The organism is Pseudomonas sp. HLT2-19-2 (genome assembly GCF_054898005.1).
This window is the reverse complement of sequence record NZ_CM142712.1, coordinates 4,668,072-4,689,540: the sequence shown is the minus strand read 5'-3', so window position 1 is coordinate 4,689,540 and position 21,469 is coordinate 4,668,072. Positions and strand designations below refer to the sequence as shown.

22 protein-coding genes and 4 pseudogenes are annotated in these 21,469 nt (G+C 58.2%); 13 read left to right on the top strand and 13 right to left on the bottom strand.

What is annotated here, in order from left to right; translation table 11 throughout:
• Positions 1 to 70: 70 nt before the first annotated feature.
• Positions 71 to 377 (bottom strand): annotated as a pseudogene (locus ACYZTU_RS21805) (cupin domain-containing protein); the annotation flags it as partial.
• Positions 378 to 704: pseudogene (locus ACYZTU_RS21800) on the bottom strand (oxidoreductase); the annotation flags it as partial.
• Position 705: 1 nt separating this feature from the next.
• Between ACYZTU_RS21800 and ACYZTU_RS21795 the strand changes: the two are divergent.
• Together ACYZTU_RS21795 and ACYZTU_RS21790 are read left to right on the top strand one after the other, a co-directional pair.
• Positions 706 to 928, top strand: a pseudogene (locus ACYZTU_RS21795) (ABC transporter substrate-binding protein); the annotation flags it as partial.
• A gap of 325 nt (positions 929 to 1,253) precedes the next feature.
• A complete protein-coding gene (locus ACYZTU_RS21790; RefSeq protein WP_449642522.1) occupies positions 1,254 to 1,445 on the top strand; it encodes a YegP family protein in 192 nt (63 codons plus the stop codon).
• 54 nt (positions 1,446 to 1,499) lie between these two features.
• On the opposite strand, the gene ACYZTU_RS21785 is transcribed toward ACYZTU_RS21790, so the two are convergent.
• Positions 1,500 to 1,706 (bottom strand): hypothetical protein, encoded by a 207-nt coding sequence (locus ACYZTU_RS21785; RefSeq protein WP_461965443.1) that lies wholly within the window; start codon positions 1,704 to 1,706, stop codon positions 1,500 to 1,502.
• A 232-nt stretch (positions 1,707 to 1,938) separates the two neighbouring features.
• Here ACYZTU_RS21785 and ACYZTU_RS21780 point away from each other — a divergent pair, with 232 nt between their 5' ends.
• Positions 1,939 to 2,859 (top strand): LysR family transcriptional regulator, encoded by a 921-nt coding sequence (locus ACYZTU_RS21780; RefSeq protein ID WP_461965441.1) that lies wholly within the window; start codon positions 1,939 to 1,941, stop codon positions 2,857 to 2,859.
• A 63-nt stretch (positions 2,860 to 2,922) separates the two neighbouring features.
• On the opposite strand, the gene ACYZTU_RS21775 is transcribed toward ACYZTU_RS21780, so the two are convergent.
• The gene (locus ACYZTU_RS21775; protein ID WP_461965439.1) at positions 2,923 to 3,627 is read right to left on the bottom strand and encodes a ribonuclease T2 family protein; all 705 of its coding nucleotides are present in this window, start codon (positions 3,625 to 3,627) and stop codon (positions 2,923 to 2,925) included.
• A 218-nt stretch (positions 3,628 to 3,845) separates the two neighbouring features.
• On the opposite strand from ACYZTU_RS21775, the gene ACYZTU_RS21770 reads away from it, so the two are divergent.
• Entirely contained in the window at positions 3,846 to 4,211 is a 366-nt protein-coding gene (locus tag ACYZTU_RS21770; protein WP_461965437.1) for a 5-carboxymethyl-2-hydroxymuconate Delta-isomerase, read from the top strand.
• 3 nt (positions 4,212 to 4,214) lie between these two features.
• On the opposite strand, the gene ACYZTU_RS21765 is transcribed toward ACYZTU_RS21770, so the two are convergent.
• Both ACYZTU_RS21765 and ACYZTU_RS21760 read right to left on the bottom strand, forming a co-directional pair.
• On the bottom strand, positions 4,215 to 5,150 hold the full coding sequence (locus ACYZTU_RS21765) for a LysR family transcriptional regulator (RefSeq protein WP_461965435.1): 936 nt from the start codon (positions 5,148 to 5,150) through the stop codon (positions 4,215 to 4,217).
• Positions 5,151 to 5,327: 177 nt separating this feature from the next.
• Positions 5,328 to 6,419, bottom strand: a pseudogene (locus tag ACYZTU_RS21760) (cyanate transporter); the annotation flags it as partial.
• A 661-nt stretch (positions 6,420 to 7,080) separates the two neighbouring features.
• Between ACYZTU_RS21760 and ACYZTU_RS21755 the strand changes: the two are divergent.
• From ACYZTU_RS21755 to ACYZTU_RS21730, 6 genes are all read left to right on the top strand, one after another.
• Entirely contained in the window at positions 7,081 to 8,463 is a 1,383-nt protein-coding gene (locus tag ACYZTU_RS21755; RefSeq protein WP_461965433.1) for a glutamine synthetase family protein, read from the top strand.
• Positions 8,464 to 8,642: 179 nt separating this feature from the next.
• Complete coding sequence (locus tag ACYZTU_RS21750) at positions 8,643 to 10,292, top strand: phosphoethanolamine transferase (protein ID WP_461965431.1); 1,650 nt, start codon at positions 8,643 to 8,645, stop codon at positions 10,290 to 10,292.
• Positions 10,293 to 10,366: 74 nt separating this feature from the next.
• A complete protein-coding gene (locus tag ACYZTU_RS21745) occupies positions 10,367 to 11,029 on the top strand; it encodes a class I SAM-dependent methyltransferase (RefSeq protein WP_461965429.1) in 663 nt (220 codons plus the stop codon).
• 123 nt (positions 11,030 to 11,152) lie between these two features.
• Complete coding sequence (gene rnd / locus ACYZTU_RS21740) at positions 11,153 to 12,286, top strand: ribonuclease D (RefSeq protein WP_461965427.1); 1,134 nt, start codon at positions 11,153 to 11,155, stop codon at positions 12,284 to 12,286.
• Positions 12,283 to 12,576: a YcgL domain-containing protein gene (locus tag ACYZTU_RS21735; RefSeq protein WP_007898694.1), complete on the top strand. Its 294-nt coding sequence runs from the start codon at positions 12,283 to 12,285 to the stop codon at positions 12,574 to 12,576. The genes rnd and ACYZTU_RS21735 overlap by 4 nt, the downstream gene beginning before the upstream one ends.
• A 120-nt stretch (positions 12,577 to 12,696) precedes the next feature.
• The gene (locus tag ACYZTU_RS21730; RefSeq protein ID WP_461965425.1) at positions 12,697 to 13,629 is read left to right on the top strand and encodes a D-2-hydroxyacid dehydrogenase; all 933 of its coding nucleotides are present in this window, start codon (positions 12,697 to 12,699) and stop codon (positions 13,627 to 13,629) included.
• 54 nt (positions 13,630 to 13,683) lie between these two features.
• Here the strand turns inward: ACYZTU_RS21730 and ACYZTU_RS21725 are convergent, their stop codons facing one another.
• The gene (locus tag ACYZTU_RS21725) at positions 13,684 to 14,277 is read right to left on the bottom strand and encodes a nitroreductase family protein (RefSeq protein ID WP_461965423.1); all 594 of its coding nucleotides are present in this window, start codon (positions 14,275 to 14,277) and stop codon (positions 13,684 to 13,686) included.
• A 166-nt stretch (positions 14,278 to 14,443) separates the two neighbouring features.
• Between ACYZTU_RS21725 and ACYZTU_RS21720 the strand changes: the two genes are divergently transcribed.
• Together ACYZTU_RS21720 and ACYZTU_RS21715 are read left to right on the top strand one after the other, a co-directional pair.
• Positions 14,444 to 14,893 carry a YcgN family cysteine cluster protein gene (locus tag ACYZTU_RS21720; RefSeq protein ID WP_449642509.1) on the top strand — a complete coding sequence of 150 codons (450 nt, stop codon included), beginning with the start codon at positions 14,444 to 14,446 and terminating at the stop codon, positions 14,891 to 14,893.
• Positions 14,894 to 14,921: 28 nt separating this feature from the next.
• Entirely contained in the window at positions 14,922 to 16,151 is a 1,230-nt protein-coding gene (locus ACYZTU_RS21715) for a hypothetical protein (protein ID WP_461965421.1), read from the top strand.
• 36 nt (positions 16,152 to 16,187) lie between these two features.
• Here the strand turns inward: ACYZTU_RS21715 and ACYZTU_RS21710 are convergent, their stop codons facing one another.
• From ACYZTU_RS21710 to ACYZTU_RS21695, 4 genes are all read right to left on the bottom strand, one after another.
• Positions 16,188 to 16,565: a YgaP family membrane protein gene (locus ACYZTU_RS21710; RefSeq protein WP_461965419.1), complete on the bottom strand. Its 378-nt coding sequence runs from the start codon at positions 16,563 to 16,565 to the stop codon at positions 16,188 to 16,190.
• A gap of 92 nt (positions 16,566 to 16,657) precedes the next feature.
• On the bottom strand, positions 16,658 to 17,128 hold the full coding sequence (locus ACYZTU_RS21705) for an RNA methyltransferase (RefSeq protein WP_461965417.1): 471 nt from the start codon (positions 17,126 to 17,128) through the stop codon (positions 16,658 to 16,660).
• A gap of 100 nt (positions 17,129 to 17,228) precedes the next feature.
• Positions 17,229 to 17,603: a YajD family HNH nuclease gene (locus ACYZTU_RS21700; protein WP_282377139.1), complete on the bottom strand. Its 375-nt coding sequence runs from the start codon at positions 17,601 to 17,603 to the stop codon at positions 17,229 to 17,231.
• Between the two features lie 48 nt (positions 17,604 to 17,651).
• Complete coding sequence (locus ACYZTU_RS21695; protein WP_007898703.1) at positions 17,652 to 18,338, bottom strand: spermidine synthase; 687 nt, start codon at positions 18,336 to 18,338, stop codon at positions 17,652 to 17,654.
• Between the two features lie 98 nt (positions 18,339 to 18,436).
• Between ACYZTU_RS21695 and ACYZTU_RS21690 the strand changes: the two genes are divergently transcribed.
• Positions 18,437 to 18,727: a hypothetical protein gene (locus ACYZTU_RS21690; protein ID WP_461965415.1), complete on the top strand. Its 291-nt coding sequence runs from the start codon at positions 18,437 to 18,439 to the stop codon at positions 18,725 to 18,727.
• Here the strand turns inward: ACYZTU_RS21690 and ACYZTU_RS21685 are convergent.
• On the bottom strand, positions 18,724 to 19,197 hold the full coding sequence (locus ACYZTU_RS21685) for a cyclic nucleotide-binding domain-containing protein (RefSeq protein ID WP_449642505.1): 474 nt from the start codon (positions 19,195 to 19,197) through the stop codon (positions 18,724 to 18,726). The genes ACYZTU_RS21690 and ACYZTU_RS21685 overlap by 4 nt on opposite strands.
• A gap of 196 nt (positions 19,198 to 19,393) precedes the next feature.
• Positions 19,394 to 21,448 (bottom strand): S9 family peptidase, encoded by a 2,055-nt coding sequence (locus ACYZTU_RS21680; RefSeq protein ID WP_461965413.1) that lies wholly within the window; start codon positions 21,446 to 21,448, stop codon positions 19,394 to 19,396.
• Positions 21,449 to 21,469 lie beyond the last annotated feature (21 nt).

Genomic DNA, 21,469 nt, shown 5'->3' with positions numbered 1-21,469 from the left:
TGGTTTTTTTGTTCAGTTTACGGGGCACGTAAATTTTGCCCGTGATCACAATGTATCGAACACCCGACGCTCAAAACGATGGCGGCGTAATCACCCAAATCACCACCGCATCCACATCGCCAGGATTCCCATACCGATGCGGCTCCTGGCTCGAAAAACTAAAACTATCCCCTTCACCCAACTGAAAATACCGATCCCCCACCCACAACGCAAAACTCCCCGACAGCAAATACCCCGCCTCTTCCCCTTCATGGCTGTAACTTTGCTGACTGTAAGTCCCGGGCGGAAACCGGAGTGCAGCATCTCCAACTGCCGATTTGGCTGCGGCGTCAGCAGCTGATCCACATCCCGTCTTCGTAATACACGCTCATTCGGGTGCCGGCCAGTTGATTGTGCACGTACAGCGGCAGATGTTCCCCGCATGGGTACTGTTGACCGCCAGTCGCACTTGATGCCCGGCGCGCACCAGACGTTCGGCAATGCCGGGGCCGATCCAGTCGCAGCGCCAGTCGACGACCCTCACTGAACGGCCGATTTTGCACCTCATCGCGCAGTACTTGCCAGGCATCTACAATCTGAAATTCACCTCCGCGTTCGAACGCCGGCCAATACGGCTCGGCACCGGTGGCGACGATCACCATGTCCAGTCGCTCGCGTTCCACCAGTGCCCCGTCGACGCTGGCGTTGCGCACGACGCGCACACCTGTCGATCAGGCCAAGCGTTTTATTGCCTTCGCTAACCGGATGCTCAGGTCAGGTATGCAAGCAGATTCCTTATGACCCGACCAATACCAATGCCGCGGCCAGGCTGGATAGCAAACTTGCGCAATGGGTGCCCACGGCGCCGCAGAACCTCAAGGGCGCGCTGTCTATGGACGTGGCGTTCTGGGTCGATCACGGCGAAGAAATCGAAGAACGCTTCAACGCTGGGCTAGCAAGTAATCACAGTCGGCTGGACATCTCAAAGCGTCCAGCCCGTCCCGTCCATTTTTTCGTGACCCTCCTTTGCGTTGAGTTTTTGCGTCGGAACAGGCAGCGCTGCAGCGTAAGAAAAATATGCTTCTTCAGGGGAAAAGTTACTCAGCCCAGTCACTCTATTTACCACCCCCCGAATCTATTGGTTGTCCCGCAAATCAAGGCTGTATCTGCGAAACATCCCCTGACATTGAAAGGCCCTGCGGCAAAAAATCCTCATCTACTCTGGTTTCGCAGGTCACTGATCTGCCGTAACCAGCAATCGCAAGGAGCGAGCAATGTATTTTGAGATTTACAGGCAAACCCGTGGCATAGCCCAGACTGGCAAAGGTCAATGGCGGTGGCGTTTGAGGGCGGGAAATAATGAAACGATTGCCAGCGGGGAGGCTTACGTCAATAAGTCTGATTGTGTGCATGCCATCAGTTTGATCAAAGGGACCCACGATCAGACGCCGGTCAAGGAAATCTAGGCTTCAGGCGGTGAAGCTGCTCAGTCAGAGCAGCTTCGTTTTAATCGGACGGCCTTACGGTTGTGAGTGGCCCAATTTTCGTTTGATCAGATCGTAGACGTCTTTGTGGGTGGAGTTGTGCAGGGATTTATCCTTGCAGGCTGATGCGAGGAACGTTTTGACCTCTTCCTTTACGTGAGGGTAAAGGCCGGCGACGTAGTCGGCTTCATGAGCTTGAGTGCAGTTGAATTGTCTGTCGTCTTTCGCTTTATCTCTAGCCATTGGGAGGCTCCTTTGAGTTCAAATGGTTTTGGTGGTCAGGGCGGTTTTGCCCTAAACATTGTCGAGCTTAGAGACGCAATCGCTTCCCGCCAGATGAACGAAGAAATCAGGAAGAGGATGTAAGACGAAGCCGTTGTCTGAATTTGAATTAAACGCAAACTGCACGGGGCGCATAGACGCCGATTACGACACTTACCTAAACTGTCATCAGATTTGGGAGTGGGGGCAGTGGATGAATCGCAACGAACTACGCAAGGCCGACATCAACCTGATGGTGGTGTTTGAAACGCTGATGCTCGAGCGCAACGTCACCCGGGTGGCGGAGAAGTTGTTTCTTGGTCAGCCGACCATCAGTTCGGCGCTCAATCGCTTGCGCACGCTGTTCAACGATCCGCTGTTCATTCGCGTCGGCCATCGCATGGAGCCGACGGCGCGGGCCGAGGAGATCATTCTGCACCTGTCGCCGGCCCTGGATTCGTTGTCGGTGGCGTTGAGCCTGACCCATGATTTCGACCCCGCCAGCAGCACCATGACCTTTCGAATCGGGCTGTCGGACGACGTCGAGTTTGGCCTGTTGCCGCCGTTGCTGCGTGCCTTGCGCCAGGAAGCACCGAAGGTGGTGTTCGTGGTGCAGCATGTCGATTACTGGCGGATTCCCGACTTGCTGGCGTCAGGTGATATCACGGTTGGTATCAGCCAGACTCGTGGCTTGCCAGCCAACGCCAAGCGCAAGTTGTTGCGGCACATCCAGCCCAGCATTTTGCGCGCGGATGCATCGGACACACCGCTGACACTCGATGAATATTGCGCGCGACCGCACGTGCTGGTTTCCCACACCGCCAATGTCAGCGGCTACGCCGATGAGTGGCTGGCGGAGATTGGTCGTACGCGTCAGGTAGTCCTTTCCGTGCCGCAGTACAGCTCGCTGCCGGCCTTACTCGCCGGGACTGACCTGATCGCCAGTCTGCCGGATTACACCGCCGAGGCGATGGCCGCGTCCGGCCAGCTGTTTAAGGAGCCGTTCCCGTTCAAGACACCGACACTGGATCTGTCGATGGTCTGGCTCAGCCATGTCGATACCGACCCCGCCGAGCGCTGGTTGAGGTCGAGACTGGAGGCGTTCATGAGTGAACATCCTAAGTTGCGGATCTGAATTTTTGCCAGGCGGGGCAGGTGACGAGCGAGCCGAAACTCGCTCGGATCGAGAGGCAAGTGATCAAGCTGCCGGGATATGGGTTTCCTGTAACTGACACTTCTCTCCGATTTGCAGCTTTTTATCCTGGGTGTACGGCTGGCCCTGCCTATTGATCAGGAAGAACACTTCGAATAGATACTGTTTGCCGCCTTGGCTCGCACAACGAAATGAGGTGTTGGACGGAAACAGCGCTTTTAATTTTTCCAGATCCAGGGATTTACCCTGATATTCGTTGAACTCCGTACTGTAGTTGACGGCGCTGCGCAGCTTCACAAAATCCTCGAAGTATTCACGTTGGCTGGTTCCATAGCAGGTGCCGTGTTTTTGCCATTCGTGTTTCATCAGGTATTCAGGTGACTCGGTGACAATTTTAGAAAAGCGATTGTCGGCCTGGGCCTGTGCCTGGACAGTTGTTGAAAGTTCGCAAACGGCTTCAGTCTGATTACATCCTGCGGACTTGATGCAGGAAGAGGGGTGCCGATTGGCCGATTGGTCGGTGCTGTTGTAATACGGCCAGATACCGTGGGTGTAAAAGACGTTTTTCGGTTTGTTACATCCGGCTGTGGCGGGTTTCAACAGGCAAAATGTCGGCTGCCAAGTGACGGCATAAGCGAGATAGTCAAAGTTTGCGCTAGGAGCTCCTTCCCGGCTTTCTTCACCAGGGTCAAGAGCATGTGCGTAGTGAGAAATAACGGACAGGGCCATTGCGACGTAGAGACGATTCATGGTGTTCGATCCTTGATTCAGAATTTTTCGGGTTACCTCCTCACTGCTGGAGAGGACGCTTGCTGTTTCAGCGTCATGATCAATTAACGGCACACTTCTAATTTCAGACCTGATCTGGAAACGATAGTAGAGTACGGAGCATTTGGGGAAACAATTGAATGTGCGGCTATCGTCTTCATTCTTTTTTTTCGCACTGCCATTAATTTAGGAGCGCCGTCATGCCTCACCTGCACATGGAATACACCGCCAACCTGCCCGAGCTCAATGCCGACGTGGCGTTGATCCGGCTCAACAATACGTTGGTGGCGTCCGGTCAGTTTGCTGCCGAATACGACATCAAGAGCCGAGCGGTGAAGGTCGAGACGTTCAAGGTCGGCATGGCGTTAGGTGAACGGGCCTTCGTGCATGTGAAACTGGCACTGCTGAGCGGTCGCTCGGCGCAGATCAAGAAGCAGTTGTCCGAAAGTCTGCTGGCGGTGGTGCAGGATTTGTGTGAGTGGCCGAAGGACGTTGAAGTCCAGTTGGCCGTGGAAATCCTCGACATCGATCGAGAGTCCTACACCAAGATAGCCATCAGCAACTGAGTTTCAGGTCATTTCTTTCTTGGTGCAGGCTTTGACCACTTGTTCGCGCAGCCAGGTGTTGGCGCTGTCCTGATCGACATTCTGGTTCCACTGCATGTCGAGGCTGAAACCCGGCAAGCCGTCAGGCACTTCGCAGTGATTGAAGATTGCCTCGTTAGCCAGCAATTGCTGGATGCGCCGAGGCAGGGTCACGATGAAGTCGGTGCCGGTGATCATCTTCAGCGCCGCGCTGTAGCTGTTGGAGCGCGCGACGATCTGCCGTTTTTGCGCCTGCTGCGCCAGCCAGCCGTCGACCATGTTGGTGGTGGATGTCCAAGGTGTCGGGAACACGTGCCGGCGTTCGACAAAGGCTTGCAGGCTTAAACGCGGCTCCGGCGGTGTGGCACGTTTGTCGAAGACACAGACCAGGTCATCCTCCAGCAGCCTCCGGGATTTGAAATCGCCGTGACTGCGATGAAAGTTCGGGCCGAAGCAAATCACCAGGTCGAGGCTGCCGTCGCGCAGATCCTCGGCCGGGATGTCGGTTTCGAACTTGTGCATGTTGACCATCACCGGCAGGTCGGCGAAATCGAAGCTTTTCAACAGGCGCGGCAGGATCAACTGCTCGAAGTATTCAGGTGCGCAGATATTGAAGGTGACCGGTTGCAAGGTGGGGTCGAACGCCTGCGTACCGACGTGGCACAGGTTGATGCTTTCGAGGATCTTCAGCACGTGGGTGTACATGGTGCTGGCTTTGTAGGTGGGGCGCATACCCGCGCGGGTATTAATGAACAGCTCGTCTTCGAAACTGGTGCGCAGTTTTTTCAGGCAGTAGCTCACAGTGGACTGGCTAACGCAGAGTGCCTCGGATACACCGGTGACGCTGCTTTGCTCATACACAGCGATAAACACCATGAGGTCCTGCATATCGAGCTTTCTAAGCAAGTTACTGTTCAGCATCCGTTCCGTCTCGCTGTGCTCCTTGCGCTGACTGTGCGCAAACTTGTGCGAGTGATCCTAACGGAACGATGGTGCCAGGAGAATGATCTGTAGGAACTTTCATGGAAAGTTGTGGGGTAGTTCCAGAGGCCTTCAGTCCCTGAATGGCTGCAGGCGTTTCATGATGTGGGTTCCGGGTCAGTGAATGTGTTGGGCGTAATGTCGCGGATCGAGGCGCAAGACCATCAGGATCATCAGTGCCATGACGCCGGTCAGTGACCACCAGGCCCATTCGAAGCTGCCGAGCTGATCGCGGATAAACCCGGCAATAAGCGGCGAGAGACCGGCAATCAGATAGCCGATGCCTTGCACGAACGCGGTCAGGCCGCCGGCACGCTGGGGATTATCCAGATGATCCAGGGACACGATGAGGCTCATTGGGAACAGTCCGCCGATGCCGAGCCCCAACAGACATGGCCACAACAGGCTCAGGTGTTGCGGGCTGAGAATAAGCCCGCAGAAACCGGCCATGATTAGCGCCAGCAACACCATCAGCACCACGCGTCGGTCTCGGCTGCGGTTGGCGATGGCCGGTGTCAGCAGGCCGGACAACACTTCCATGGCGGTCAAGAAGCCCAGCAGCAACCCGGCGTTTTGTTCGCTCCAACCCTTTTCGACGTAGTACGGCGCCAGCCAGGCCAGCACACAGGTGTAGGACGCCGTGCCCAGCCCGAAGAAGATTGCGAGTAACCAGGCGCGGGAATTGCCGAAGAAGGACCCATTGCGTTGCGCCTGAGCAGGCTGCGCCGGCATCCTTTCGCGTTGCATCGACCAAAACAGCAACGCTACCAGCGCCAGCGCCGCCCAGATCGCCAAGCCCATGCGCCAGCTGCCGGTGCGGATCATCACCAGCGGTGCAAACGACGCCGCAATCGCTGCGCCGCCCATGATCGACGTGACGTAGAGCCCCATGCACACGGAAACGTTATCGCTGAAGCGGGATTTGATCAGCGCCGGCATCAACGCCTGGATCAGCGCGATACCGATGCCCGCCAGCACGGCGCTGAGGATCAGTTCGGCCGCCGAATCGAGGAACAATCGCGACACCGTAGCCACGCCGATGATCAGCAGGGAGAGCACCACGGTGCGTTGTTCGCCGATTCGTTGACTGACGCTCAGCCCAAAGAACATCGCCAGCCCCATCGCCATCACTGGCAGCATGGTCAGCAGCGAGGCCAGGCTGAAGCTCAGCGCAATGTCGCCACGAATCGCCGACAGCAAAGGACCCAGAGTGTGTAAAAACGTTTTTCAGCGAGATTGGCGCCCAAATCAGAGCTGAAAATCACGCATCTACGCAAAATCCAGGTCTGCCAACCAGCCGATAAATTTCAGATTTCACATAGAAGCGCAGACTTCAATTTTGACTAAGCGTTTTTACACACTCTGGACCGACAGCGGCCATGGAGGGTCGCAGGTTCAGGGCGACCAGGATGATGCTGAACATCAGCCAGAGGGCAGGGCGGGAGGTTGCGCGAACGTTTTCCATCTATCGGACCTTGAATGACAAGGAGCCGATTAGGCGCGCGAGGTCTGCAGGCCGCAAATCAGAAAGTCCGGAGCAGTATTTAGAAATTGAATACAGCGGTGTGAAGCTGAAAGGCGCGAACAATGTTTAGCGAGTCCGCAACCAAGGTTCTTCAAATCACGATTTAACGACTTAACCGCCCGTGTGACGCTGCTGGTCATCTGTTCTCTGTGGTTTTTTCTATGGACGGTTGTCCCGTCACACTTCCCTCCGAATTAGCCTTCTGGGCGCTGTGGCACTGCCGTCACGCGCGCCCACCGGATTCCTGCATTTCCCGTTGATTGTTCTTACAGGTCCCGCGCCGCGCGCCGGGATCAAAGTGGCGGCGCCTGTGCGTTTGCCTGACGCGGAAAGAAGAGAATTCCCATGAGTTTTGCCACGACATCCTTCGCCTCCAAGCAAGAAGCCCTGACCTTTCTTGAACAGAACCCGGATATCGAGATGTTTGAGTTGTTCATCCTCGACAACAACGGTGTGCCTCGGGGCAAGTTGCTGCATCGCGATGAATTGCTGGCGGTTTACGAAAGCGGACGGCCATTGCCGAGCACCATTCTTGGCCTGACCATCAACGGCGATGACGTGGAAAACTCCGGCCTGGTCTGGGACGTTGGCGATATCGACTGCCGGGCGTACCCGATCAGTGGCAGTTTGACGCGCATGCCGTGGCGGCTGATTCCTACGGCGGCGGTGCAGGTCAGCATGCACCCGAAGGAGGGGATGCCCGCGACGATTGCCGATCCACGGCATCTGCTGGCGAAAGTCATCGAAGGCTTGCAGGCCGACGGTTATTACCCGGTGATGGCGGCGGAGCTGGAGTTCTACCTGCTGGATCAGCAGCGCGACAGCAATGGTCGGCCGCAACCGGCGCGGGATGTCGATGGTGGAAGACCGCGGGGCACTCAGGTCTACGGCTTGCGTGAACTGGAACAGATCGAACCGTTTCTGGCCGATCTCTACAGCGCCTGCAAACTCCAGGGCATTCCGGCGCGCACGGCGATTTCCGAATACGCGCCGGGGCAAGTGGAAATCACCCTCGAACACCGCACCGACGCTTTGCAGGCGATGGACGAAGCGGTGCGCTACAAACGGCTGGTCAAGGGCGTGGCCCACAAGCACGGGATGACGGCGTGCTTCATGGCCAAACCGTTCGATGACTTGGCGGGCACTGGCATGCACATGCACGTCAGCCTGGCGGACAAGGAGGGCAACAACCTGTTCGCCAGCGAAGCCCCGGAAGGTACGCCGTTGCTCAAACAGGCGGTCGGCGGGATGCTCAGCACCTTGCTCGATTCGTTGCTGCTTTTCTGTCCGAACGCCAACTCTTACCGTCGCTTCCAGACCAACAGCTATGCGCCGCTGGCACCCACGTGGGGCGTGGACAATCGCACCGTGAGTTTGCGCGTGCCCGGCGGGCCGGCGTTTTCCCGGCATATCGAACATCGCATCTGTGGTGCCGATGCCAACCCGTACCTGGCGGCTGCGGCGATTCTGGCCGGGATTCATCGCGGTATTCGCGAACAACTCGACCCAGGCGCGCCGGTGGAGGGTAATGGATACGCCCAGGCCACGGAACTGTTGCCGACCGACTGGCTGACCACGTTGCGAGCGCTTGAGGGTTCGAGCTGGGCACGGGAAGCGTTCGGCGGTGAGTTCCTCGGCGTGTACTTGGCGGTGAAACGTGCCGAGTATCGACAGTTCATGGGCGAAGTCGGCGAGCAGGACTGGCGTTGGTATTTGAATCAAGCCTGAACAGAACCTGAACCATTCTCAAATAAGTTAAAAGATTTGGCCTAGTGCCACAAGCCAACTAATCGTTGGCTTCTTTTTCACAAAAAATTGATGGTTGGCTGCTTAAAGTTAGTGCTGTCGCGGTAAATGAAATTTTCACATTTACCGAAGGCACTTCTTTTCAGGAACAGCCAATCACCATGTTGAAGATTAAAGCCGTGCGCCCCGAGTGGGTGACACTGATTGCCAGCGCCTTTTTATTAACGGGTTTTAATTTTGTGCTCTGGCAACACCTGTTTGACATCACGGCGTCTGACGGTAAGGGCATCATCATGCGCGTGGCTTTCGGATTGATGATCCTGGCCGCTTTTAACATTGTGCTGACCCTGCTGGCTTTCCGGCCCGTGATGAAACCGATCCTGACGCTGATCTTCATGGTCAGTGCGGGCGTGGCGTACTTCATGAGCCAATATGGTGTTTTGATTGACACCGGCATGCTGCGTAACTTTGCGCAAACCAATGCGACGGAAGTGCGTGACTTGCTGTCATTGAAATTGCTTGTTTATATACTTTTTCTGGGCGTTTTGCCGTCGTTGTTGTTGTGGGGGATCCCGGTTAATTATCGCCGCTGGCACCGTGAGCTAATAAGTAAAACACTGGTAAGTGTCGCGTCGGTTGCCGTGATCGGAGGCGTTGCACTGGTTAACTATCAGGGCCTGTCTTCGTTGTTTCGCAATCACCATGAGTTGCGCCTGATGATAGTACCCAGCAACTACATCGGTGCCTCGGCTGGCTATCTGCGTGAGCAAGTCGCGTCGGCGCAACAGCCCTTCGTCACACTGGGCGAAGATGCCCAGCGAAATCCCGCCTGGCAAACCCATGGTCGCAAATCACTGACGGTGCTGGTGGTGGGCGAAAGTGCCCGAGCCGAGAACTTCGGCATTCTGGGGTATGACCGCGACACCACACCCAAACTGAATAAAGAAGCTGGCCTGATCGCTTTTACCAACGTGCATTCCTGCGGGACGGAAACAGCGGTGTCCGTGCCGTGCATGTTTTCCGACATGGGCCGCAAAGATTACAACGCCAGCAAGGCAAAGAATCAGGAAGGCCTGTTGGACGTGCTCAAACGCGCGGGTCTCGACGTGATCTGGCGCGATAACCAATCGGGTTGCAAAGGCACTTGCGATCGGGTCACCCACGACGACGTCAGTAACCTGAAAGACCCGGTGCTGTGCGCCAATAGCGAATGCCGCGATGAAATCCTGCTGCAGGGTTTGCAGCATTTCATCGATACCCTGGATAAAGACACGGTACTGGTGTTGCACCAGATGGGCAGTCACGGTCCTGAATACTTCAAGCGATACCCGAAAGAATATGAACGCTTCACTCCGGTGTGTGAAAGTAACGCCCTGAACAATTGCAGTCGCGAAAGTATCGTCAATGGCTACGACAACACCTTGGTGTATACCGACCACGTGCTGTCCACCCTGATCGATTTGTTGCGTAACAATCAGGACAAAGTCGACACCGCGATGCTTTATTTGTCGGACCATGGCGAATCCCTGGGCGAGTACAACTTGTTCCTCCATGGGACGCCTTACATGCTCGCGCCGGAACAACAAAAGCATGTCGCGATGCTGGCCTGGTTCTCCGACAGCTATCAAAAGTCGTTCTCCGTGGACACCCATTGCCTGCAACTGAGTCGCGAAAAGCCCTTGAGCCAGGACAACCTGTTCCATTCGATGCTCGGTTTGCTGGAGGTCAAGAGCAAGGTGTACAACCAGGATCTGGATATGTTTGCCGGATGTCGCGGTGCGGTGATTGACGGCGTGTTGGCCAAAGACTGAGTGCTTCAACCTTTTTTTCACGCACCGGCCGCTAACCTGCGGCCGGTCGAGTTTCCCCCCAAGAGCCATTGCACATGTCCGCCCAACCCCCATCCGCCATCGAGCTTGAGATCGCCCGGCGCTACGATCAGGAGCACGCCCGCGTCTGTCTTCAGCCGCGACCGCGTGGCCTGGCTGGACGGTTGACGCTCTGGCGTGATGAGCAACTGGTGCGCAACGCGCTCAAGGTTGCTGGCGAGCCGGGCCTGGTTCTCGATTTGGCCTGTGGTGTCGGGCGCTTCTGGCCGGTACTGGCCGAGCATGCCAACCGGGTGATCCTCGCGGCCGACCCGTCTCAGGACATACTCGATCATGCCCGAACCCATCATCCGCAGAACCTGCTGAAGCGGGTCAAGACCTTTCAGAGCTCAGCGTTCACCATCGGCTTGTCGGCGAACGCGGTTGACTGCATTTTTTGCATGCAGCTGTTTCAAGACATCGTCAGCCCCGAGCATCGCTTGGCCATGCTTAAGGAGTTCCATCGGGTCAGTCGCGATACGGTCATTGTGGCGGTAAAGGTCGATGCTCATTTCAAAGGCCGGCGCACGGATGCACAGGGCGCTCCGCCCCGACAGTTGGCCAGCAAGGTCGACGTGGAAGCCGAGTTCAAGCGCGCAGGTTTGCGTTTGCTCAGTCACCAAGACTTCCTGCCGGGTTGTGCGCGGATGCGTGTCTACGTACTGCGTAAGGCCAGCTAGGCTCCGCTTGTCAGACATTTCTTGCTGTCTGGCAGGCATTTTCGCTAAAGCTCTTGTTCAGTGGATGCGCGGAAATCGCCGGGGGCGATATATACTGCGCGCCATTCTTCAAGGGAGAGCCGTGTGGCCATCGATATTCACTGGATTCGCGACAACGATAGCCTCGGTCAGTTTTGTGCCGAGTGGCAGCAGCTGCCATTCGTTGCCCTCGACACCGAATTCATGCGGGTCGACACCTTTTATCCGATCGCAGGCCTGCTGCAGATCGGCGATGGCGTACGCGCTTACCTGATTGACCCCCTTACCATCGACAACTGGCAACCTCTGGCCGCGTTGCTGGAAAACCCGGCCGTGGTCAAAGTCGTCCACGCGTGCAGCGAAGACCTCGAAGTCTTGCTGCTCCTGACCGGCAGCCTGCCGGCGCCACTGTTCGACACCCAACTGGCCGCCGCTTATCTGAACCTGGGTTTCTCCATGGGCTATTCGCGGCTGGTGCAGGAAGTGCTTGGCATCGACCTGCCCAAGGGCGAGACCCGTTCCGACTGGCTGCAACGCCCACTATCGGACACCCAAATCAGCTACGCCGCCGAAGATGCTTTGCACCTTGCGGAGGTTTTCGTAGAGCTTCGTCCGAAGCTCTCTGACGACAAATACGCCTGGGTCCTGGAAGACGGCGCCGAATTGGTGGCCAACCTGCGCCGCGAGGTCGATCCGTACGAGGTCTATCGCGAAGCCAAGCTGGCCTGGAAGCTCTCCCGCGCCCAACTCGTGGTGTTGCGTGAACTGTGCGCCTGGCGCGAGCACGAAGCCCGTGCCCGTGATCTACCGCGCAACCGCATCGTTCGTGAGCATTCCCTGTGGCCGTTGGCGCGCACGCAACCGGACAACCTCGGCGCGTTGGCGAAAATCGAAGACATGCACCCGCGTACCGTGCGTCAGGACGGTGAATTTCTGCTTGATCTGATCAAGCGCTCTGGCAGTGTGTCGCCAGATCAATGGCCGCCAGCGGTGCCGGAGCCATTACCGGTGGACGCCGCTGCGCTGGTCAAGCAGCTTCGAGCGATCGGCCAGGCCGAAGCCGAGCGCCTGAACATCGCGCCGGAGCTGATGCTGCGCAAGAAAACCCTGGAAGCGCTGCTCAAGAGCGGCTACCCCAACGGTCCTTACCAATTACCTGATTCGCTGCGTGGCTGGCGCCGCGAATTGATGGGCCAGGCGCTGCTCGACAGCCTGGCCACCGCCGGAGAACAGCCTTGAAACGTATTTGCTCCATTTATCGAAGCCTGAAGAAAAACGAGATGTACCTCTATGTGCTCAAAAGCGATGCACTGGAGCGCGTCCCGGAAAGCCTGATGGCTGCCTTCGGCAAACCGCATCACGCCTTCGACCTGGTGCTGACCCCCGAGCGCAAACTGTCGCGCGAGGACATCACCGTGGTGCTGGAAAACCTTGAGAAGCAGGGTTATCACTTGCAAATGCCGCCGGCCGAAGACGAGTACATCGAACACCTGCCAGAAGAATTGCTGCGACGTAACGACCCGATGTGATCGGCAGACAGGCTCTGTTCAGAGCCTTTATTAAACACTGGAATGATTTTGGCGATGGCCAGGGCGATGGAGCGATACTCCGTCGGTGGCCGTCTGCACTGTTTTCGAAAGGTTTGAAACATGCGCGTTCTGATAGCTGAACACGACCACCCTGTGTACGCCCAGCTGTTGCGTCAAGCAGCGCCTGACCTGGAAGTGCTGACCAGCGGTGACTCCGCCGAACTGGCCAGCCAGGCCGCCGATTGTCCGATCTGGCTAGGTCAGCCGGACCTGCTGGCGACCCTGCTGCGTCAGGGCCACGAGCCACAATGGCTGCAATCGACCTGGGCGGGTATCACGCCGCTGCTGGCCGACGGCTTGCCTCGGCACTATCGCCTGACCCGGGCGGTGGGGATTTTCGGTCAGGTCATGGCCGAATACGTGCTGACGTACATGCTTGGCCACGAGCGCGAAGTGCTGCCGCGGCTGGTCAGCCAGGTCGAGCGCAAGTGGGACAGTCGCCAGGGCCAAAGCCTGGCCGGCCGCAAAGTGTTAATCGTCGGCACCGGTGACATCGGGCAGACCGTGGCGCAGTTCCTCGTGCCGTTCGGCGTCGAGTTGTACGGCATCGCCAGCGAAGCCCGTGAGCAGACGCCGTTTGTCGAAGTGGGGGCGTTGGCTGATTTGCCGCGTCTGGTGGGTGAAGTGGATTACGTGATCAATCTGCTGCCGAATACGCCGAACACCCACGACTTGTACGACGCGGCGCTGTTCAAGCAATTCAAGGCGACCGGTTTGTTCATCAACGTCGGACGCGGCGTGGCAGTGGTCGATGCGGACCTGGTGGAAGCCTTGAAAGAAGGGCATCTGGCCGGTGCCGTGATCGACGTCTGCCGTCAGGAGCCGTTGCCGCAGCGTCACCCGTTCTGGACGGCGTGGGGCTTGCTGCTGACCGGCCACAGCGCGGCGCCGACTTCGCCATCGATGATGGTGAATCTGTTTGTCGAAAACCTGCGGGCGTATCAGGCGGATGAGGCGTTGCGCGGGGAAGTGGATTTCAATCGCGGGTATTGAGTACACCGCAATGATCGTTCCCACAAGAGCGTGGGAACGATCGTACCGTCACGCTTAGAGGGTGAAGTCGCCTTCGGCGGCCAGTTCGTTCAGCGGACGACGCGGGCTCGGTTCTTCACGCGCTTGCAGGTAATCCGCCAGCGTTGCCTTATCGCCCAGTTTGCCCACCGCCACCGCAGCGTGCAGCGCATAACCCTCAGGAATGTTCAGCGCCTTGCGGGTCAGTTCCTGGTCGAAACCGGCCATGCCGTGAGTGTGCCAGCCGCTGATGCTCGCTTGCAGCGCCAGATGGCCCCAGGCCGAACCGGTGTCGAAGGTGTGCCACAGCGCCGGGGTTTCTTCGGTGGCGCCAGGCACTGCGAAGGTGGTTTTCGAGATTACGATCACCAGCGCCGAGGCGTGTTGCGCCCAGCTGCGGTTGAATTCGTTCAGCAGCCCCAGATAACGCTCCCAGTTTGGCGTGTCGCGACGCGCGTACAGAAACCGCCATGGCTGCGAGTTGTAAGCCGATGGCGCCCAGCGTGCGGCTTCAAAGAAGCTCAGCAGGGTCTCGATGGGAATGGTTTCGCCGGTGAAGGCGCGGGGCGACCAGCGATCGGTGAACTGAGGGTGGATGGCATAATCGGCAACGCGTGGATTAGCACTCATCAAGAGATTCCTTGCTACGTTTAAAAGTTGGGAGCGACGCAAAACCCTACTGGGCGGCGCAATAACTGACAAGTCCTGTTCTACCGGCAGTCGCCAATGCTTGGCCGACAACGGCCTTGGCACTAGACTGGCGGCCTTTTCACCACCTGATGTTGATGCTTGAGCCATGGCCGCCAAAGTCGAACCGTTCTGGATACGCAAAACCCTCGATCAACTTGATCAAGAGGAATGGGAATCGCTGTGCGATGGCTGTGGCCTGTGCTGCTTGCAAAAGCTCGAAGATGAAGACGACAACAGCGTTTACTACACGCGCATCGCCTGCAAACTGCTGGACCTGAAAACCTGTCAGTGCACCGATTACCCCAACCGCCGCGATTTCGTCCCGGACTGCATCCAGCTCACACCGGGCAAGGCCGATGAGTTCAAATGGTTGCCACCGACCTGCGGCTATCGACTGGTCAGCGAAGGGAAGGACCTGCCGCTCTGGCATCATCTGGTGTGCGGTGATCGCGATGCGGTGCACCACGAACGTATTTCCCAGTCCGGGCGCATGCTCGCTGAAGGCAGCGTGGCCGAAGAGGATTGGGAAGACCATCTGATATTCAGGGCGGGTTGAACGCCTAACGTTTCACGAAGGAGTGTGTATGGCTGTGGGATTGCGGCTGGCGTTGGCCTTTGGGCTTTTTGCCCTGAGTTCGCCCGTGTGGGCGGCGAAGAAGGTCGATCTGGATTACCACGTTCGCCTGTTGCCGCAAAGTGATCAGGCTGAAGTGCGACTGACCCTGGCCCAGGGTTCGGCGGTGCGCAGTCTGGATTTCGACCTGGGCGACGGCAGCCACTACAGCGACTTCAAGGCCGATGGTCAATGGCAGCTCACGCCGGGCAAACAGGCCCGTGGTGTCTGGCGTCCGGCCGCCGACAAGTCCAGCCTGACCTACCGCGTACGCATCAGCCACGGGCGCAAGAGCGGCAGCTTCGACACGCGCATGACGCCAACTTGGGCACTGATGCGCGGCGATGACCTAGTGCCGGCGGCCAGACTCGATCAGCAGGATGGCATCGAGTTGGTTTCGCGGCTTGAGTTCGAATTGCCCACCGGCTGGAAAAGCGTTGAAACCGCCTGGCCGCGGATCGGCAAGAACAAGTTCCGGGTCGATAACGTTTCTCGCTTGTTCGACCGGCCCACGGGCTGGATGCTCGCGGGCCACCTCGGCAGCCGTCGCACGCGATTGGGGGAAACCGAAGTCACCGTCGCCTCGCCTCAAGGCCAGGGCATGCGCCGCATGGATGTACTAACGCTGCTGACCTTTATCTGGCCGCAAGTGCAGGCGGTGTATCCCCGTCATCCCACCAAACTGCTGGTCGTCGGTGCCAACGACCCGATGTGGCGCGGCAGTCTGGGCGCGCGCGAATCGATCTATCTGAATACTCGTCTGCCGCTGGTCAGTGAAAGCGGCACCAGTGCGTTGGTGCGGGAATTGGCTCAGGTGTTCGGGCGGATCAACGACAAGCAGCGCAGTGACTGGATCAGCGAAGGATTTGCCGAGTATTACGCCATCGAACTGGTGCGCCGCGCCGGCGGCATGAGTGATGAGCGGTATGAGAGTTTGCAGAAAAAGTTGGCCAAGGACAGCCAGAAGGTCAGCACATTGCGCGGTGAGCAGGTCAGTGCGGCGCAGGTCTCGAAAGCGATCGTGTTATTGCAGGAACTGGATCGCGAGATTCGCTTGAAGACGCGCAACAAGCGGTCGCTGGATGATGTGTTGCAAGGGGCGATGCATCTCGACAGCGTGGATACCAAGGAATTTGTTCAGCTTGCGGAAAGCGTCATTGGCGAGTCTTCCAAAGTCCTCGATACCGAGTTGCTGCAGTGATCGTCCCCTCGAGCGTGGGAACGATCGTCGTCTGGATCAAACCCCGGTTTTTGGCGACGTCAAAGAATCATTGCCCGTCACGGTAGCGGTATTGGTCGCCGCTTCAGCATTTGCCTTCAACCGGTTCAGCTCTTCACCCGCCCGCTGAATCTTCACCCGCACGTTGTTCATGTCCTGACGGCTTTTCTCCAGCAGGCTTTTCACCGAACTGTGCCCGGTAATCCCACGCGCCAGGGCCACACCGCCGATCGCCACTTGAATCAACCCGAACACGCCACCGCGACGCAGGCCCTTGCCGACCATCACCACGCCGCCGGCCAGGGAAGCAACGCGTTCCCAACCCTCAACGTTCTGGTCAGTGTGAGTCTGGAACGGGGTGGATTCGATGCGTTCTACGCGTTTGAGCTCGCTCATGATCTGTCTCCTGGCGGGAATAGCTGCTTCAACAATAGATAATTAAGCTGACTGCCGAGGCGGGCGGCTTGTTCCATCGGATGTGTGGTGAATCAGCGAAATTTCGCCCCGGAACGAGTATTGAGTCCCTTGGACAGGCGATCATAGAGCACGACGTTGACGGTGGCCGCCAGGTTCATGCAACCGGTGGTCGGGATGTAGACCACGTCTTCGCACCAGTCACGAATGTCTTTATCCAGCGAGCCGTCTTCCGGGCCAAAAATGTACAGCGCGCGGTCCGGGTGGGTGTATTCCGGCAGCGAACGGGCGCCGTCCACCAGTTCCACAGCGACCGGAACGCAGCCCAGCGGCAGGATTTTTTTCAGGTCGTCGATGCCGATCAGCGGAATGTCGTAATGGACCCGTTTGGTGTCGGTGACGAAGTCAGCGGCACGTTCATAACGCTTGCCGGTGTAGAACACGGACGCGACGCCATAACAGCCAGCGGCGCGCATCACCGAACCGACGTTCTCCGGTGATTTGGGGTTATACAAACCAATGCAGCTGTACCGTTTGTCTGCCACGAGCGGGTGCCTTCGGGGAAAAAACGGCGATTATACGGGGATTGGGGGAGGGGTGTTCAGTGATCGTTCCCACGCTCTGGTGGGAACGATCATGCGGGGCTCAGTCTTCTTTCTTCATCAACCCCGCCAACGCCGCAAACGGGTTATGCGTCGCCTTGGCGATTTTCGGCGAGCTCAGCGAGCCTTCACCGAAATACTGTTGGTCGGTGTACCGCGAGTGTTCGTTGTCGTGGCAATACAGGCACAACAACTCCCAGTTCGAGCCGTCCTGAGGGTTGTTGTCGTGGTTGTGGTCGCGGTGGTGCACGGTCAGTTCGCTCAGGCGTTTGCCGGAAAACTCACGGGCGCAGCGACCGCATACGTGCGGGTACATTTTCAGGGCCTTGTCGCGGTAACCCATTTCCTTGTCGCGCTGGTTGTCAGCAAGGATGCGGTCCAGCTTCGACGTGTTGGACGGAGGCGTTGACGAACTCATGGGTTCACCTTTGTAAAAGACTAATGACGGTAATAAACGCAGTTTAGCTCAGCCCTTGAGCTTCTCGGCAATCCAGATGGTGTGACGGGTGCCTTTGTTGCCGTGGGCGAAGACCTGGACTTCCTCGGCCTTGAAGCCGGCCTTCTTCAGTTTGTCGGAAAACTGTCGGTCAGCGCTCGCGGACCATACGGCCAGCACACCTTTGGGCCGCAGCGCTTTGGCGCAGGCGCTCAGGCCGCCAGCGGAGTAGAGCCAGCTGTTGGCCTTCTGGGTCAGACCTTCCGGGCCGTTGTCGACGTCGAGCATGATCGCGTCGAAACCTTGTGGCTCGGCTTGCAGCACTTTGGCCACGTCTTCCATGCGAATGACCGTACGCGGGTCGAGCAGCGGGTTCCCGGCTTTCTCGCCCAGCGGTCCACGGTTCCACTCCACCACCCCCGGCACCAGTTCGGCGACGACTACTTCAGCAGTCTTGCCCAGGTGCTTGAGGGCCGAGGCGAGGGTGAAACCCATGCCCAGGCCGCCGATCAGCACGCGCGAATTCGGCCGGCCGGCCACTTTACGGCACGGGATCTCGGCCAGCGCATCTTCGGAGCCGTGCATGCGGGTGTTCATCAGTTGCCCGCCGTCGCCGCCCTGGATCTTGATGACAAAATCCTCGCCGTATTCGAACAGGCACAAGGCACCGCCATTTTCAGGAATTGGAGTGGTGTCGAGCAGAACGAAACGTTTCATGGGACTCACTTGAGGAGAAATTGGCATAAAGGGAGGAAGGCAAACACGCGCCGTTGGGAGTAGCCTGCAAAAAGACAACAAGGCCAACGGAGCCATTGATGAAGCGCACCATTCTAACGGTCATTGCCTTGGCCGCGCTCTCGATAACTGCAGTGCAGGCCCAGGTGCTGCAAACCATCCCCACCAGCCCCGCGCCGCTGCCCGGTTCGCCCGGCACTGCGACCCCGACACCGTACCCGCAAATCACTCCGACCAGCGTGCCCAAGGTTGGCCCTGGCAGTGGCGGTCCGCCGTTGGTGCCCATGGAAATGCCTAGCCCACCCTCCAAGGATCAGCCACTGCCGGGGCTGGAGCAAAACCCGTCAAAAGCCAAATCACCCGGCGGTTAAATCTGCTGCGAGAGCAGTTGCCCGTCGGCCATGCGCAGGCGTTTCGAGAGGGAAACGGCAAGCGCGCGGATGACTTTGGCGGCGATTTTAGGTGCATCGTTGAGCATCTTTTCCAGCGAGTCCTTGCCCAGATTGAGCAACTGGCAATTGCTCGCGGCCACGCAACTGGCTGAACGTCGTTCGCCGTCAAGTACGGCCATTTCTCCGAACGCCCGACCGCTGCGCAACGTTGCCATGGTCACCCGTTGCCCGTCGCTGTTGGTTTTCTGCACTGCCACCTGGCCGGTGTGGATGATGCACATGAAGCTGCCGGCATCGCCCTCATGAAAAATTTCTTCGCCTTGAGCAATGGTGCTGATGCTGAAATAACCCGAGGCAGCGGCAAAGTCCGCCGGCAGCAGTTGATCGAACAGGCCACAGTCCATCAGCCAGTCGCGAATTTCGTTGTTCAGTAAGGTCGGTTCTGACATGTCGTCATGGTCTTTTTCTTGTGTCTGGTTCTGGTTCGGGCCCGAATCCCTAGTAGGAGCGAGGCTTGCCCGCGAAGAGGCCGTAACATCCAACATCAATGTTGACTGTGAAAATGCCTTCGCGGGCAAGCCTCGCTCCTACACGGGGGCGGCGTCCGGTGTTCAGAGTTAAGACCGGCACGCCGAACGGAGTTCCTCAGGCGATGCCCAAAACCTTGAAAACAAATGCGTATTCGAGTGCTACGTCACGCAATCCCTGATAACGACCGCTCATCCCGCCATGCCCGGCACCCAATTCTGTCCTGAGCAGCAGGGGATGGGTGTCGGTTTTGGTCGCGCGTAATTTTGCCACCCACTTGGCCGCTTCCCAGTACTGCACGCGACTGTCGTTGTAGCCGGCGATCACCAGGGTCGCCGGATAGGCTTGCGCGGTGACATTTTCGTACGGGGCGTAGGCCTTGATTCGCTCATAGACGTCCGGCTCTTCAGGATTGCCCCACTCGTCGTACTCGGTGACGGTTAACGGCAGATCCGGGTCGAGCATGGTGTTCAGCACGTCGACGAACGGTACTTCGGCAATCGCTACGCCGAACAGCTCCGGCCGCTGATTGAGCACCGCGCCGATCAGCAGGCCGCCGGCACTGCCGCCGCTGATCGCCAATTGCTGTGGTGTGGTGAAGCCATCGGCGATCAGGTGTTCGGCGCAGGCGATGAAGTCGCTGAAGGTGTTGTGCTTGTGTTCCTGCTTGCCAGCGCGATACCAGGCTTCGCCCAGTTCACCGCCGCCCCGCACGTGAGCGATGGCGAATGCCACGCCACGATCCAGCAGACTCAAACGCGCGTGGGAGAACCACGGGTCGAGGCTTTCACCGTAGGCGCCATAGCCGTACAGATAAAGCGGCGTCGGCTGGCCAAGTGCTTCGCGTTTGACGACGAAGCTGATCGGCACTTTCGTACCGTCCGGTGCCGTCGCCCACAGACGCTGACTGACGTAAGCATCGGCGTCGAACGGCCCGAGCACCGGGGTTTCCTTGAGGACTTTCTGCTCGCCGCTGTCCAGCTCAAGCTGGCGGATTTGCGCCGGACGGTTCAACGCTTCGTAGCGCAGGCGGATCCTGTCGCTGACGAATTCCAGACTGTTTTGCACGTGAAGGCTGTAGGCCGCATCCGGTAGTTGCACACGATAGCTCGGCAAGTCTTGCGGATGAACTTCGATGATCGGTAAGCCGCCGACCCGCAGGCTCAGGGTCATGGCCCCGGCGTTGAGGCTCATGCCGTCGATCATCACCGTGTCGCTGTGCGGGATCAGGTTTTGCCAGTGGGCCTCGGTCGGCGCCACGCCGGTGTCGACGGCGTGGTACAGGGCAAAGTTGATGCCGTCGCGGTTGGTGCGAATGAACCAGGTCCATTGACCGTCGAGCGCGCCGTGGTCGACGTCGTACTCATGGTCTTCAACCCTCGGTGCGATACAGGTAAAAGCTTGCTGCGGCTGGAACGCGTCGAGCACCCAGACTTCGCTGGTGGTCTTGCTGCCCAGGGACAGCAGCAATTGCTGCTCGGAGCTCGAGCGGTAGCAATGCATAAAGAATCGGCCGTCCTGCTCATGGAACACTTCTTCAGCCGCCGTACCGTCCAGCCGATAGCGGAACAGTTTGTGCGGGCGATGGGTGTCGTCCAGCTCGCCGAAGAACAGCGTCAGGCTGTCGTTGGCCCAGGTCATGCTGCCGTCGCAGTCCTGGAATTCCAGTTCGCTGACACGGCCGTTGGACAATTCCTTCACGAACAGCGTGTAAATCTCGTCGCCCGTGGCGTCGATGCTGTAGGCCAGACGCTGGTGGTCCGGGCTGATACTGAACGCGCCCAAGGAAAAGAAGCCGCCTTTGGCCAGCGCATTCGGGTCCAACAACAGCTGTTCCTGGCTTTCGTCGAGCTGCAGGCTGTCATCGGCCGGGCGCGGGCAGCGGTAGTGACGGGCGTATTCGTCACCGGCCGTGGTGCGCGTGTAGTACAGGTACGGACCCCAAGGGGAGGGCAAGGACAGGTCGGTTTCGAGAATTCGGCCCTTGATCTCCTGGAACAGGGTTTCACGCAGCGCGGCCTGATCGGCGGTTTGCGCCTCTTGATAGCTGTTTTCCGCTTTCAGGTAGTCGAGCACAGCGTCGGTGTCGCGTTCCTGCAGCCAGGCATACGGGTCGTCGCCTTCGGCCTTGTGGGCAATGGGAGCGTCGCAAACGTTGACGGATAAGGGCATGAAGGACTCTCGAGCGGTTTA

Coding starts and splice junctions, on each gene's coding strand:
- ACYZTU_RS21790 (WP_449642522.1), top strand. CDS start 1,254: ATGTATTTTGAGATTTACAGGCAAACCCGTGGCATAGCCCAGACTGGC.
- ACYZTU_RS21785 (WP_461965443.1), bottom strand. CDS start 1,706: ATGGCTAGAGATAAAGCGAAAGACGACAGACAATTCAACTGCACTCAA.
- ACYZTU_RS21780 (WP_461965441.1), top strand. CDS start 1,939: ATGAATCGCAACGAACTACGCAAGGCCGACATCAACCTGATGGTGGTG.
- ACYZTU_RS21775 (WP_461965439.1), bottom strand. CDS start 3,627: ATGAATCGTCTCTACGTCGCAATGGCCCTGTCCGTTATTTCTCACTAC.
- ACYZTU_RS21770 (WP_461965437.1), top strand. CDS start 3,846: ATGCCTCACCTGCACATGGAATACACCGCCAACCTGCCCGAGCTCAAT.
- ACYZTU_RS21765 (WP_461965435.1), bottom strand. CDS start 5,150: ATGCTGAACAGTAACTTGCTTAGAAAGCTCGATATGCAGGACCTCATG.
- ACYZTU_RS21755 (WP_461965433.1), top strand. CDS start 7,081: ATGAGTTTTGCCACGACATCCTTCGCCTCCAAGCAAGAAGCCCTGACC.
- ACYZTU_RS21750 (WP_461965431.1), top strand. CDS start 8,643: ATGTTGAAGATTAAAGCCGTGCGCCCCGAGTGGGTGACACTGATTGCC.
- ACYZTU_RS21745 (WP_461965429.1), top strand. CDS start 10,367: ATGTCCGCCCAACCCCCATCCGCCATCGAGCTTGAGATCGCCCGGCGC.
- ACYZTU_RS21730 (WP_461965425.1), top strand. CDS start 12,697: ATGCGCGTTCTGATAGCTGAACACGACCACCCTGTGTACGCCCAGCTG.
- ACYZTU_RS21725 (WP_461965423.1), bottom strand. CDS start 14,277: ATGAGTGCTAATCCACGCGTTGCCGATTATGCCATCCACCCTCAGTTC.
- ACYZTU_RS21720 (WP_449642509.1), top strand. CDS start 14,444: ATGGCCGCCAAAGTCGAACCGTTCTGGATACGCAAAACCCTCGATCAA.
- ACYZTU_RS21715 (WP_461965421.1), top strand. CDS start 14,922: ATGGCTGTGGGATTGCGGCTGGCGTTGGCCTTTGGGCTTTTTGCCCTG.
- ACYZTU_RS21710 (WP_461965419.1), bottom strand. CDS start 16,565: ATGAGCGAGCTCAAACGCGTAGAACGCATCGAATCCACCCCGTTCCAG.
- ACYZTU_RS21700 (WP_282377139.1), bottom strand. CDS start 17,603: ATGAGTTCGTCAACGCCTCCGTCCAACACGTCGAAGCTGGACCGCATC.
- ACYZTU_RS21695 (WP_007898703.1), bottom strand. CDS start 18,338: ATGAAACGTTTCGTTCTGCTCGACACCACTCCAATTCCTGAAAATGGC.
- ACYZTU_RS21690 (WP_461965415.1), top strand. CDS start 18,437: ATGAAGCGCACCATTCTAACGGTCATTGCCTTGGCCGCGCTCTCGATA.
- ACYZTU_RS21685 (WP_449642505.1), bottom strand. CDS start 19,197: ATGTCAGAACCGACCTTACTGAACAACGAAATTCGCGACTGGCTGATG.
- ACYZTU_RS21680 (WP_461965413.1), bottom strand. CDS start 21,448: ATGCCCTTATCCGTCAACGTTTGCGACGCTCCCATTGCCCACAAGGCC.